We start from the raw sequence: 13,582 nt of genomic DNA on the forward strand, positions 1-13,582 counted from the left end.
CCATCCAATCCAGTTGTAAAAGGAAGAGAGGAAGTGGGTGTGGCAAGATACCTTGTCACACAACACTTTTCTACAGCAATTAAAACAGGGAAATTAATAGAAGATATACCAGGAACCAAAAAGGAGAGCAATAATTTCTATAGAAAAGGTTGAGTTACCAGGCCATCCAAAAGAAAAATGTGTAGAGCAGGAGAACTTTTTCCTTCAATGTTTGCTTGGGTACTATAACCCTCAATAGGTTCTTTAATTCAAGAGTTTTGTTTTTTAAAATGAGGAAGACTATTATGATTCTTATATAAAAGTGGTAAAATTGTAACTGGAAAACAACAGGAGGTACTAAAAATGAAACTAAAAGCAGATATAGATTTTACTAAAGACTTATTCGATGCAGCTAACAAACTCCGAGGCAGTGTGGCTCCATCCGAGTATAAAAATTTTGTCCTACCACTTATATTTCTTCGGTATCTTTCACTTCGATATGAGAGAAGACGTGAAGAACTTGAAGCGTTAGTAAGCAATCCAAACAGTGATTGGTATATGGAAGACCTTAAAATGAGGGAAGAAGTTCTCTCTGATGAAGATCAATACCGTTCAGAGCGGGTATACATTCTTCCTAATAAAGCGAATTGGTCATACATCATTGCTAATGCGAAGCAGCCAACTATCAAAAAATTATTAGATGAAGCTATGACGTTAATTGAAGAAGCTAATCCAGAATTGGAAGGAGTTTTGCCGCGCAATATATATCAAGCGAGTAACATTCCTGCAGAAAGCATTGCTGGGCTCATTGAAGTTTTTTCAAGGGATGTTTTTGGAAATAATAGTGAAGCAATCGATGTATTAGGAGCGACATATATATATTTCATTTCAGAATTTGCTTCAAGTGAAGGTCAAAGGGGTGGCGAGTTTTTTACCCCTGCTTCCATTGTAAAGCTTCTCGTTGCAATGTTAGAACCACTTTCAGGTACATTATTCGATCCTGCTTGTGGTAGTGGAGGAATGTTTGTCCAATCGGAGGACTATACTCCTAATAAACATTCTTTGTCGTTCTACGGACAAGAAAACGTAGATATGACCCTTCGTCTCGGAAAGATGAATGTTCTTATGCATGGAATTAATGCTGATATTCGCTTAGGGAACTCGCTACTTAACGATCAATTTCTAATCAAGCATGAGGATGGTTCGTTTGAGCCTATTCAGTTTGACCATGTTATTGCAAATCCTCCTTTTAATTTGAAAGATTGGGGAGCAGAGCGTGTATCAAAGCAAGACCCCCGTTTGATTGTTAAACATGAAAAAGCTTTAAACAATACTAATGCTAACTACATGTGGATGCAACATTTCCTGTGGCACTTAGCTCCAGGTGGGACGGCAGGATACGTTATGGCAAATGGGGCTATGACTACTAATAGCTCTGGAGAAAAGGAAGTACGTCAAAAATTAGTCGAAGATTCCTATATTGACTGTATTGTTCAGCTTCCTGAAAAGCTCTTTTATGGCACCGGGATACCTTGTTGTCTGTTTTTCTTGAGTAAAAATCGTAAAGGTGAAAATGGATTTAGGGACCGTCGGAATGAAATATTATTTATTGATGCTCGGAAGAAAGGGATAATGGTCAACCGCAGACAGAGAGCCTTTACACAAGAGGACATTGACACAATAACGACTATTTACCATGCCTATAAGACAGGTGAAGGTGAATGTGAATATGTTCAAGGATTTTGTAAAGTTGCTACTATTGAGGACGTTAAAGGGAATGATTACAAATTAACGCCAGGTATTTATGTAGGAGCAGAAGAAATAGAAATGGATGATATACCATTTGAGGAAAAAATGGAAGAATTAATGATAACACTAACGGAACAATTTGAAGAATCTAATCGTCTCCAAGAAAAGATTAAGAAAGGTTTGGAGGGGTTATTTTGAGTGAATGGAAAGAAGTTTCTTTGAAAGATATAAGTTTTTATAATAAAGAAAGAATAAGTTTAGAGCAAATAAATTTTTCTAACTATGTCTCTACTGAAAATATGAATCCGGATAGAAATGGAGTAACTAACGCTTCTTCCTTACCATCATCAAAAACCGTTTCCAAATACTGCGCAGGTGATATTCTTATTTCGAATATAAGACCATATTTTAAAAAGATTTGGTTTGCAGATAAAGATGGTGGATGCTCAAACGATGTCTTAGTCATTCGTAGTAAGGACAAAGAACAAGTTGATAGCAAATATTTATATTACTGTTTATTCACTGATAACTTTTTTGATTATGTAATGTCTGGAGCAAAGGGTGCAAAAATGCCAAGAGGGGATAAAGAAGAAATTATGAAATATTCTCTACTTCTCCCACCACTGCATGAACAACAACAAATTGCAAGATTTTTATCGAATGTAGATGATAAAATTCTAATGAATAACAAAATAAATCAAACTCTTCATGACATGTCTGCGGCCTTGTATAAAAATTGGTTTGTAGATTTTGGTCCATTTCAAGATAATGATTTTGAGGAATCTGAATTAGGAACGATTCCAGCGGGTTGGAAGACTAAAAAGCTGTCTGAACTTCTATATCTCTCAAAGAAAGGAATAACACCAAAATATACAGAAGATATTGAAGGGTCTGTACTTGTGATAAACCAGAAGTGTATAAGAAATAAAAAAATATCTACTTCACTGGCCAGAAGACATGATTTGATAAAAAACATTCCCAAAGATAAATATTTGCAAAAATACGATATTCTCATAAATTCAACAGGGATAGGTACTTTGGGCAGGGTTGCCCAATTATTTGAGGTAAGAGAACCGATTACAGTTGATAGTCATGTACGGATTTGTAGACCAAATGTAGAAATTTGTTCACCTTTATATATAGGTCAAGTAATGAAAATGAATGAATCTTTATTGCAAACAATGACAGAAGGTAGTACTGGTCAGGCGGAACTTTCTTCTGAGGTACTTAATCTTCAAGTTGTTTATCCACCTCTTAATATTCAAAAGGATTACGAAAATATAGTTAATGATTGGTATTTAATTACTCTAGAAAATGAACGAGAAAACAGTGTGTTGGTAAGTTTGCGTGACTTCCTTCTACCACGCCTAATATCAGGCACAATTGAACTGAAAGAAGTAGAAAAACAAGTTGAGGAGGTACTTTGATTGGCAAATGGACTTTATGAATCAGACTTTGAAGACACGACCATAGAAAGGCTTAAGCGCATTGGATATAGTTATCTGCATGCTACGGAATTATTTAGAGGTCGAGAAAGCGTTCGTGATGTAGTACTACGGGATCGTTTAGAGTTTTTTTTGCGAAGGGAATACCCTTCGCTCCCTGATAAACAAATACCTATTTTGGCTTCTCTAATCATAAATCCAGACGGTGTAACGAATCAGCAAAGGAATGAACGGTTTCATGAAATGCTAACAAAAGGTTTTACTTTTTCATGGGAAGATGGGGTAGAGCGTTATTTCGAGCATATATTCCCAATAAATTGGAAAGAATATGATGAAAATGATTTTTTAGTAGTTAATCAACTCTCAATAGAGGGCCGATTTTCAAGAAGGCCGGATATTATTGTTTTTATAAATGGTCTCCCGTTGATTATTTTTGAATTGAAGAGTCCCTATAACGAACAGGCTACTGTGGATGATGCCTACACACAAATAACGAATTACACTAATGACATTCCTCAACTATTCATCTACAATGCCTTTTCCGTTATTTCAGACAATGTAGAAACACTTCACGGTGTTCCAGGCGCGCCAATCGAATTTTTTTCAGCATGGAAATCTACAGATGGCAGGACAGTAGACAATAATGTAGCAAATACTATGAAAACACTTATTGAAGGATTGTTCCCGAAAAAGCGTCTACTTGAGTATATTCGGTTTTTCTTGGTTTATATGAGAGACGGTGAAAAGGCGTATAAAATAGGTGCAAAATATCACCAATTCTTCGGAGTGAAATTTGCCGTACAGGAAACTATAAGAGCAACACGTCCCGAAGGAAATAGGAAAATTGGTGTCATTTGGCATACGCAAGGTTCTGGAAAAAGTATTTCTATGATGTTCTTTGCCGGGATGATTGTAAATCATCCTGACATGGAGAATCCAAGCGTTGTTATTCAAGTAGATAGATCTGATTTAGATCAACAGTTATATGACACATTTAAAGATGGAGAAAATTTAGTTGGTAATATTCATCATGCTGAAAGCGCAGACGAGTTGCGTGAAATATTGAAAAACGAATCAGGACAGATTGTATTTTCAACAATTGAGAAGTTTCGTCTAAAGAAAGAAGGTTCAGAAGGGGAAGAAAAAAAGAAAGAAATTAAACACCCAGTTCTTTCTACACGGAGAAACATTATTGTAATTTCTGACGAAGCTCATCGTACCCAATACAACGAAGGAGGGTTTGCGGGTCATTTGCGGACGGCATTACCTAATGCTTCACATATTGCATTTACGGGTACACCGATAGACTTTGTAGGTCGTAATACAGTTGAACTATTTGGCAATTACATTCACGTTTATGACATGCAACAAGCGGTACTGGATAAAGCAACAGTTCCCATTTACTACGAGTCTCGTTTAATTCCTCTTGATAACACGAACGCACAACTCAATGAGGATTTCCAAGAGTTAATTTCACAAGCCGATTCAAATGATGAGAGTTCAAAGGCTCAAATAAAATGGTCAGCTTTAAAAAGTGTTGTAGGAACCCAACCGCGACTTGCAAGATTAGCGAAGGATATTCTTTATCATTTTGAACAGGCAGCTAGTCCCCAAGATAAAGCCATGATTGTATGTATGAGTCGTGAAATCTGCGTCGCATTATATGAGGAAATGAAGAAATTGCCAAATTGTCCGTTAGTTGAAATAATCATGACTGGTAATGTAAAGAAGGATCCAGAAGAGTGGAAAACAGTCACTCAACCTGGTAGTGAGTATCCTCATATTAAAACAAAGGAAGAACAAAGGACTATAAAAGAGAATTTAAAAGATGAGGATCATCCTCTTAAAATGGTTATTGTTACAGATATGTGGTTGACTGGGACTGATATTCCTACAATGAAGTTCTTATACGTGGATAAACCAATGAGAGGACATAACCTTATGCAAGCCATTGCCCGCGTGAACAGGGTGTTCCCAGGTAAAGAAGGCGGTGTTATAGTTGATTTTATCGGCATTGCGCAAAATCTTAAAGAGGCAACAAAGAAATACACTAATGGTGGAGGTAAGGGTAAACCGACATTTGATATAGAAGCTGCAGTTGCTATTTTCTATGAACATCTAGGAACTATCCGTAATTATATTCCACAAGGTACAGATGTAAGTGGATGGAAGGCCTTTGAGAAGGTGGATCGTGAAGATTATATTGCGGAATTAGTAGGCAAACTCTTAGGAGATGATCAAGAAGCATTTTTGACAGCTCAATTAAAATTGAAGCAGGCTCATCAATTAGTTAGGCATATTGATGAAGTACGTTCTTTTGCTAACGAAATTACTCTTTACCAACTTTTAGCGACTCAAATTCGGAAAATTGTTGAAGGGAATACTGGAAAGCGGAAAAAAGAAAAAGACCTAGAACAACAGGTTGCGAAACTCGTAAACGAAAGCATAGAAGCCAAAGAAGCAATTGACTTGTTTGCTGTCGCTGGAATTGAAAAACCTGATATTTCAATCCTTGATGAAGCATTTATGGCTGATTTAGTGGAGAAAAAGCATGTAGATCTTCGGCTAAAGCTTTTAAAGAAATTACTTGATGATGAGCTCAAATTAAAATTGAAAAGTTCCAATCCAAAACAAAAAACATTAAAAGAAGCGTTAGAGAAAGCAATAACTGAGTATCATGATCGAGTCATCTCGGCTGCAGATGTTATTAGAATGATGATGGAAGTACGTAAAGGAATGGAAGATGAGTTGCGCTTTGAGGATGATCTTGGTCTTTCAGATGAAGAGGTAGCTTTTTACCATGTTATAGAAAATCTTGGTGATAAGGTATTCACAAATGAGTTTATTGCAAGTCTAGTCCGGAAGGTATTAACAGCCATGAAGAAAGAGTTTAAAGTAGACTGGACCAATCCGCATAGAGTAGATGTTCTTTCTAAGGTGAATCTGGCCGTAAAGATGGTTTTGATGAAAGAGAAAATTACAGGAGAACAATTAAAGTTTCTAACAAATGCAATTGTTGAACAAGCAAAAGAACAATACAAGGATTGGCCTAGAAATTTAGCGTAAAACTGATGGTCTTCTTTTATACTTATTCAGATATAACCCTGCATAAAACTAGAGAAAGCAGTTTTTTAATCATTTGTCCAACAATTATTTAGAACATTCACAAAAATATCTCTTTCATATTGAAGAATAATTTGCGGAGAGCAAGGGGAATAGAGAGAAACGTAAAGTAGCTCTATCAAAGGCTACTTTATGTTTTTTTTGTCTAGAAACTAAAAGTTTTAGACACTCTTTTTATTTTAAATAAGTGGTGCATTTCGGGGTGAATATAGAGTCTAAAAATTAGTCTAAATTAAATGTCTATAATATAACAATGATACAGATGGTGTGTGGTATAATATGGATGTATTGGTTTGGCAAGATACTTATCTCGGTAGGAAATGTTAGGTGTAATTTATTTAAAGAGTTGAAGCAAGTTTGAACATTAATCACTGAAGAGAGGTGGAACTTAGAATGTTTAAAATAAAGCAATGTATTCTAAGGGACCAAAAAAAGAAAGCAGCTGTTCTATGTGAAGACTGAAAACTCTCATTCTATATTTGCTTCAAGACTAAGGACTGTCAGAATAGAAAAAGGATTGTCTCAGACCGGTGTTTGCAAAGCGTTGGGCTTATCGACTTCTGCTTTGTCAAGTTATGAACAAGGGGAGCGGTACCCTACTATTAAAGGATTAAAAATATTAGCGGATTTCTATAATGTTACGACGGACTGGCTTATTGGACGAGATGAATATAAGCCTACTAAGAATGATTTGGTTATTCAAGATCCAAAACTCAACTATTGGTATAACGACCTTTTAAATGCAAGTGAAGAGGATTTACGAAAGCTTCAGCAACTTTGGGAAGCTCTCAAAGGGGAATAATGTAAATTCAAAAAAGAAAGGGTGTCAAGGGTGAAGCTTGGCTATGCCAGAGTAAGTACAATTGGTCAGGATTTAGAAACTCAGATTGAACGGTTAGAAGCAGCTGGTGTACAAAAAGATCAATTATTTATTGAGAAAGTGACCGGAACAAAAATGGCGGCGCGAGAACAAATACAAGCACTTCTAAAACATGCCCGTTCTGGTGACCATATTTATGTAACTAAGATTGATCGTTTGGCCAGAAGCATTTTGGATTTGAATAAGATTGTCAGTGGGTTAATGGAGAAGGGAATCAGTATAACGTTCATCGATCATAATATGACATTCAAAGCTAATTCAAAAGATGATCCATTTCAGATGCTGCTCTTTAATACGCTTGGAAGCTTTGCACAATTTGAACGGGATATGATTGTTTCCCGCACCGGAGAAGGACGCAAAAGGGCTATGAAGAATGGAAAAAAGATGGGGAGGAAAGGGCAGCCAGAGCAGAATATTAAACAAGCGCTAAAGCTTCTTGAAGCAAGAGAAGAAAAAGGTATGACGATTTCTGATATTTCAAAATTGACCGGTGTTCCTCGGTCGACTATTTATGCTGAATATAAAAAACAAAGATCAACAACTTGAACTATCGGCTGTTGCTTCGGGGCTCGAATTTAGAAATCAAACAGCTTGTTGTCAATTTTGCCTGCGGATTTAAAGAAAAAAAGATCAATATCCTTAGAGACCATCAAAGAAATTGTTTCGATTCTCCGTCAGGATAAAGAGATGGCCCATTTTATAGATATGTACCTTTCATAGTAAGATAAACAAGCTTATTTTTTATAATCTATTCATGTTCAATGATACAGCAGTAGAAACCTTGTTTATCCTATTAAGAGTGCTGTTTAATGAAAAAGTGAGGAGCAAATGAATGAAAAGATTAGTCTTTTTCATAATAGGAGCACTATTATTTATCATTTCTGTTCCGTCAAGCACGAAAATGGTGATGGAGCTTATTAACGATCAAAAAATGAATGTGCGTTATACAATTACAGGTGTAAATACAGGTTATCCGTCTGTTGATCCGACCTTTCATTTTCAAGATCATCTAATAGAGATCGAAGAAACAATTAAAAACGAAGAAGGATATATAGACCCTTGGGATAATAAAATAGTACTTGCGGATCTAACTCTAAAATTAGATGGTGTACAGGTTGATACATTAAGCAGCTATCCAATACGAGCAGAAGAATCAGGCCTTAACAGATATCATGGAGAAATTGCCTATTTAATGTTAAAGGATAAAAAGATGAACAAAACTGATTTTACCGTGCTAGTGAAGAAAACAAGGGAGTTAGAAATAGAAAAGCCGAATGGAGATATCGTGGGCGGAGTTCCAGAAGATAAATTAACCTATAATCTTTATCGAGTAGAGGACGGAGGGAATATAAAACGTGAATCTTTTCGATTTACGGAACGGAATGAACTGCAAACCGAGCTGCTTAATGCAAGTGCGATCGTACCATACGCAATCGGTTATTATACAGATGCCTGGGAGTGGTATCCAACAATTTTCTTTCCATGGATCTTCCCGTTTTTATCTTTATTTGTCGGTTTTGTGTTAGTGATTGTCTGTTTTCCATATAGAAAAATAAGTAGAAGCCATCCATAAACTATTAATTCTATACAAGAGAAGCATATTAACGAATGTCATTCGTTTTTTTATTGGTTCGATAGCAATGAACCTTCTTATTGGTATTCAAAAACTCATACTTTTTCTCATAGTTCTTTTCACTTCGGTTTAATTTTATTTAATATGAAATTAGAAAACCTTGATTTAAAGCCATTCTTTAAATGAGTTTTCCTCTATTTGGTAGGCGGCATGATATAATCTCATCCCCCGAAAAAGCGTTAAATCTTGATATATCAAGGTTTAACGCTTTTTAATTTTCTGTTCACTTGAAAAATTCATAATGGTTAATATTTAAATAAAATTTTCAAGGCGTTAGACACGTTTCATTTTAATTGAGTTGTTTTAAAAGCGGGTGTATCAAAAAAATCTTTTAATGAAATGTTGCATCCTTGGCAATATTGAAAAATGGTCGATACTTTGGGATGTTTGGATCTACCATTCATGATTTCAGAAATAGTCGATTGCCTAATACCGCCTAACTTAGCTGTTTCAGTAACAGTCTTATTTCTTTCATCAGCTAGCTCTTGGATTCTTTTTATAATGGCAGCATGTAATTCTAATGTTGAAGAATCATTAGAAGATGTATGATCCTTTTTACCAGTTTTAGCTTGATAGATATATGCCATAGTGGTTTATGCTCCTCTTTAATCCTCTAGCATTAGGTTAAGCAGGATTTTGATTTTATCACGATCTTTTTTGGATAAAATTTTACCTTCGTAATAAACATTTCCTTCCCTTTCTAATAGGTGATTCAAAGAAAAGAAGCGTTCCGTTAATTCTTCTTTTGGAACAGTTCGAGTCACTTTTTGACCCGTTGAATCTGTAAATTCTTCTCTATTAAAGACCTTGAAGGAAACCTCAGTAAAATTTGCTTTTAAAAATTGATCCAGGTGCTTTTTTATTTTTATCCGATCTAGCTGGTCGAGATCCTTTACCAGAGCATCTAAATGATCCGTGAGCCAGCTGTAAAGATCTTCTAAGTGTAAAGCATGAAATAACGAGTATAGATGCTGCTCTGTAGGATAATTCTTTGCATCCTCAAAATCTTGAACAAATTGAGCCTCAAGACCACTTCTTTTACTAATTTCATCAATAGATATTTTCTTAACAGATCGTATAGATTTAAACAACTTTTCTTTAGGAAAGCTTCCATTTAGAAGAAGTCCAATAGGATCTTTTCTATAAGATGGTCTTGGATCGTAGACAATGTCTACCTTCTGTTGATTATACTCAGGAGCCCTTTTTGGAGGGAGAGCATCGAAGCCGGTGAAATCAGTTCGAAAATCGATCGTATCCATATAACCTGCTAGTCTCATTAACTCAAAGTAATCTACTTCAAGAGCATTGGACAGTTTTTTAATAATCTCTGGAGAAGGAGGCTTATCTTTTCGGCCATTTTCTAATTGTGAGAGATAGCTTTGAGAAACACCTACAAGGGCAGCAAGTTTATACGTACTCAAACCTTTTGTAGTCCGCTTGTCTTTTATATAGTTGATAAATTTTTTCATTCTGAAGCCCCCTATGTTAAGCACACTCTTTGAGTATTATTATACTTGAATTGATTATAAAATGAATGATTTACCATTAATTACTTTACAAATTATTTAAGTATTTATATAATTAATTTGAGTTTTAATAAACTTAATAAAAAGGAGTGAAAAAAATGATTGAAATCTCGATTGATGAAAAGCGTGTTGAAGAGATGTATAAAAAGGCAGTAGAAGAGAAGCTGGAGAAAATTGAACATGACCGATTGTTAATGAGCAGCAAGGATTTGCAAAAATATTTAGGATTGAGCTATCCCACATTAAGCGAACTGTTTTTTCATGATCCTGACTTCCCAATTATTCGTGTTGGAACAAGAATGCTGTTTTACAAGCCGGAAATTGATGTATTTATAGATGGGTGGGTGGATGAGGTGAGAAATAATTATAATGGGCAGGCTAAAAATATGAAGATATCAGTTAACAAGGTTAGCAAAGCTAGAAAGGAAAGAAGTATCGGTTAAGAGGGAGGAACCTAATGAATTTGATAATTCAGGAGTCAAAAGCGATTTATCATATTGTTGGAGAAAAGGGCCTTAACTATAATTTAAATATAAAACAGATGGGACGAGTATTCTGGATCTGTATGACATCCAAAAACAAAATCGAGAAAATAACATGCAAGAAAGCTTATTTAGTTCAAACGGAAGAAGAGGCAGAAAAAGAATTTATTACTTTTTCCTATGCTGTAGAAAAAGTAAGCAGCAACATGAGTGAACCTTTGTCTTTAAAAGAAGCCCGTGTGCTGGCGGGGATTTCACGGATTGATATGGCTGCTATTATTGGAGTCAGTCTGAAAAGATGGATTGCTATAGAGACACTAACAGCAAAACAGCCCATGACTGCAGAAGAAGCTATTCGTTTTTCGGAAGCAACTGATTATAGCTTAACGGGGTATCCTGAAGTATTGTACCTTGAAAATTCAACAGCACATAGAAAATGAGCGGTTGCTGCGAACAACCACTCGGATGTAACAACTTATTTCATCCTGTATTGTAGCATAAAGCAGGGAATCAAGGAAGTGAGCGTATGAGTGTCTATCGAAAAAGGAAAGACCGAGAAAATCCTTATGTGCAGCTTCATAAAGGATTTATATATGATAAAACCCTTTCTTTTAAAGCAAAAGGCATTCTCGTCTATTTATTAAGCCGTCCAGACGATTGGCAAGTGTACGAATCAGAGATCATTAAGCATAGCAGAGATGGCAAGGACAGTGTTAGAAATGGCATTAAAGAGCTTATTGAACAGGGGTATATTTCAAGGTCTAATCACCGGACGGATAACGGCAAATTTGCAGGTTATATTTATGATGTTTACGAAGAAAAGCAGGATGTTTTACCGGAGCGGGAAATCCGCTCTGGCTTAACCGCTACGGCAGAACCGTCTTCGGAAAAACCGTTTTCGGATAATCCGCCACTACTAAAGAATCAAGAAACTAATCAATATAATGAACTAAAGAATAATAAGACTAATAACGGTGCAGGTTCCTCAGACATTCCGTTTGAAGAGATCATTGCTTACTTAAACACAATAGCTGAAAAAGGTTACAAGGCAAATACGAGGCATACAAAACAGTTGATTACCGAAAGATATGAAGAAGGATTTACACTGGAAGACTTTAAGAAAGTTATTCGTATTAAAACAGCGGAGTGGCTGGATCATGAACAGTTTAAACATTATTTACGGCCCAAAACATTGTTTGGAGAAAACTTTGAAACGTATCTTCAACAGGAAAAGCCAATTAAAAAAATGGATTACCAAAAGCAGGGAAGAATCAGAAAGGAAAAATTGCCACAGTGGTTTATTGACGGTAAAGACAGCAAAGAGGAACAAGGTTTAATTACTGATGATGAAGAATTCCAGCGTAAAAAAGCAGAACTTGAAGCAAAACTTAGAAAGGAATCAAAGTGTTAATTATTTGCCCCGATTATCGTTTTGGGGCTTTTTCTTATTCCTAGACTTAGTCAGTTGTTTTTTAATTTTCTTCTTTTTTTCTTGTTCAGCTTTGACTAGTAGCATGAAGTCACCGAAAGACATTATTAAGACCTCCTTTTGAAATACCAAACATTGAGTGATTTTGTATTTAAGTCATTTTCTTGCTTTTATTTTATCATTTCTAGCAAATTAGTTAAATATTGCTATAATTTTAATATATGAAGTCCGGTTCGTTGAATAAATATTTGTATAAAAGATCAGTAAAGGTTGCTGACATTATGCAATGTTTTATGGTGGAGGGAAACAATCGATTTAAAGGTTGAAGGAGGTGCAGGCGCTGATCCATTGGTGTAATAAATCTGGAGCCAATCTAGATTTAGAAGAACCATCTATTTCTGAAGAATTGAAAAATGCCATGGAGTAATGGGCGTTTGAATACGGCAATTGGATTAATTGGGATAGGAATAAACTATTGATTGATAATCACTTTATAAAAACAGGTGGCGACACAGTGGTGATCTTTATCGATCCATTTTATTATTCAATGAATGAACATGAGCAGATAGTTGTTAACTTACAAAATATAAAACCGTTTTATTCTATTACAAAACAGGCACTATTATCTTTAGAATGGACTGGAACTTACTCAATAAGTAAAATACTAAAGAAATTATATAAAATTCAACTACAACAAGAGGCAGTTTTTAAAAAAGCAAAAGAGACGTCATAATATCACAAAGAAAGGTGAGATACGAATGGAATTTAGCAAAAGCAAAAAGCAGTCTGCGAAAACGAAAGAAGCCCGGATGATGCTTAAATATCTTTCACGGTTAGTAGGGTTTTTGTTTTTAGTTTGTATATATGCAACACCAAAGCTAGCCATGGATTTGGAAAGAACCATTTTTGCAGATTATAGCTTTTTCATTTTAAGCGGATTATGGATTCTATTCATTATTTTTGTCTGGGGTGGTTTGATAGGAATCACAAGAAAGCTTGATGATATAGACAGAAAGCTTCACTGGTATGAATCGGAAATGGAACCAGGAAAGCTAGAAGAAGGTTGATTGGGAATATAGCAATTAATCTGCTATGAAAGATCTATTCAAAACTAGCGAGGTTATAGTGCTTTATAATAATGTAGGTTGGCAGGAGAAAAGACTGCTAATAGATGTTTTAATTGAACAAGAAACAAAAATATCGATCTCTTTTACAAAAGAATAACCCCATTAAATATAAAAAAAGCCTGTTTTGATCCTGGGACTGACCCCATGGAGTGAGACAAATAAAAACACCTTTAAGTTGAAAAATGGGTATGTAAGTACCTAAAAAGCCA

At 35.4% G+C, this 13,582-nt stretch carries 14 protein-coding genes; 11 read left to right on the plus strand and 3 right to left on the minus strand.

Annotated features, from left to right (window positions below; translation table 11 throughout):
• Positions 1-342 precede the first annotated feature (342 nt).
• The 6 genes from L2D08_RS14245 to L2D08_RS14270 all read left to right on the plus strand — a co-directional run bounded on the left by L2D08_RS14245 (position 343) and on the right by L2D08_RS14270 (position 8,749).
• Positions 343-1,926 (plus strand): type I restriction-modification system subunit M, encoded by a 1,584-nt coding sequence (locus tag L2D08_RS14245; protein WP_242234517.1) that lies wholly within the window; start codon positions 343-345, stop codon positions 1,924-1,926.
• The gene (locus tag L2D08_RS14250) at positions 1,923-3,155 is read left to right on the plus strand and encodes a restriction endonuclease subunit S (protein WP_242234518.1); all 1,233 of its coding nucleotides are present in this window, start codon (positions 1,923-1,925) and stop codon (positions 3,153-3,155) included. The genes L2D08_RS14245 and L2D08_RS14250 overlap by 4 nt, the downstream gene beginning before the upstream one ends.
• The gene (locus L2D08_RS14255) at positions 3,156-6,239 is read left to right on the plus strand and encodes a type I restriction endonuclease subunit R (RefSeq protein ID WP_242234519.1); all 3,084 of its coding nucleotides are present in this window, start codon (positions 3,156-3,158) and stop codon (positions 6,237-6,239) included. It abuts the gene before it with no gap.
• 508 nt (positions 6,240-6,747) lie between these two features.
• On the plus strand, positions 6,748-7,098 hold the full coding sequence (locus L2D08_RS14260; RefSeq protein WP_242234520.1) for a helix-turn-helix domain-containing protein: 351 nt from the start codon (positions 6,748-6,750) through the stop codon (positions 7,096-7,098).
• Between the two features lie 30 nt (positions 7,099-7,128).
• Positions 7,129-7,722: a recombinase family protein gene (locus L2D08_RS14265; protein WP_242234521.1), complete on the plus strand. Its 594-nt coding sequence runs from the start codon at positions 7,129-7,131 to the stop codon at positions 7,720-7,722.
• Between the two features lie 286 nt (positions 7,723-8,008).
• Positions 8,009-8,749, plus strand: a complete 741-nt coding sequence (locus L2D08_RS14270) for a hypothetical protein (RefSeq protein WP_242234522.1) — start codon at positions 8,009-8,011, stop codon at positions 8,747-8,749.
• Positions 8,750-9,093: 344 nt separating this feature from the next.
• Here L2D08_RS14270 and L2D08_RS14275 read toward each other — a convergent pair whose 3' ends face one another.
• Together L2D08_RS14275 and L2D08_RS14280 are read right to left on the minus strand one after the other, a co-directional pair.
• Entirely contained in the window at positions 9,094-9,396 is a 303-nt protein-coding gene (locus L2D08_RS14275) for a helix-turn-helix domain-containing protein (protein ID WP_242234523.1), read from the minus strand.
• An 18-nt stretch (positions 9,397-9,414) separates the two neighbouring features.
• Positions 9,415-10,278: a helix-turn-helix domain-containing protein gene (locus tag L2D08_RS14280; protein ID WP_242234524.1), complete on the minus strand. Its 864-nt coding sequence runs from the start codon at positions 10,276-10,278 to the stop codon at positions 9,415-9,417.
• Positions 10,279-10,433: 155 nt separating this feature from the next.
• Between L2D08_RS14280 and L2D08_RS14285 the strand changes: the two genes are divergently transcribed.
• The 3 genes from L2D08_RS14285 to L2D08_RS14295 all read left to right on the plus strand — a co-directional run bounded on the left by L2D08_RS14285 (position 10,434) and on the right by L2D08_RS14295 (position 12,228).
• Positions 10,434-10,778, plus strand: coding sequence for a hypothetical protein (locus L2D08_RS14285; RefSeq protein WP_242234525.1), 345 nt, complete (start codon positions 10,434-10,436; stop codon positions 10,776-10,778).
• Positions 10,779-10,792: 14 nt separating this feature from the next.
• On the plus strand, positions 10,793-11,257 hold the full coding sequence (locus tag L2D08_RS14290) for a helix-turn-helix domain-containing protein (protein WP_242234526.1): 465 nt from the start codon (positions 10,793-10,795) through the stop codon (positions 11,255-11,257).
• A 128-nt stretch (positions 11,258-11,385) separates the two neighbouring features.
• A complete protein-coding gene (locus L2D08_RS14295; RefSeq protein ID WP_242234527.1) occupies positions 11,386-12,228 on the plus strand; it encodes a conserved phage C-terminal domain-containing protein in 843 nt (280 codons plus the stop codon).
• Here L2D08_RS14295 and L2D08_RS24065 read toward each other — a convergent pair whose 3' ends face one another.
• Positions 12,229-12,351 carry a hypothetical protein gene (locus L2D08_RS24065; protein WP_255821969.1) on the minus strand — a complete coding sequence of 41 codons (123 nt, stop codon included), beginning with the start codon at positions 12,349-12,351 and terminating at the stop codon, positions 12,229-12,231.
• A gap of 370 nt (positions 12,352-12,721) precedes the next feature.
• Here L2D08_RS24065 and L2D08_RS14300 point away from each other — a divergent pair, with 370 nt between their 5' ends.
• Positions 12,722-12,979 (plus strand): hypothetical protein, encoded by a 258-nt coding sequence (locus L2D08_RS14300; protein WP_242234528.1) that lies wholly within the window; start codon positions 12,722-12,724, stop codon positions 12,977-12,979.
• 25 nt (positions 12,980-13,004) lie between these two features.
• Positions 13,005-13,313 carry a hypothetical protein gene (locus L2D08_RS14305; protein ID WP_242234529.1) on the plus strand — a complete coding sequence of 103 codons (309 nt, stop codon included), beginning with the start codon at positions 13,005-13,007 and terminating at the stop codon, positions 13,311-13,313.
• Positions 13,314-13,582: the final 269 nt, after the last annotated feature.

Source organism: Domibacillus sp. PGB-M46, assembly GCF_022668875.1.
Lineage (GTDB): Bacteria > Bacillota > Bacilli > Bacillales > Domibacillaceae > Domibacillus.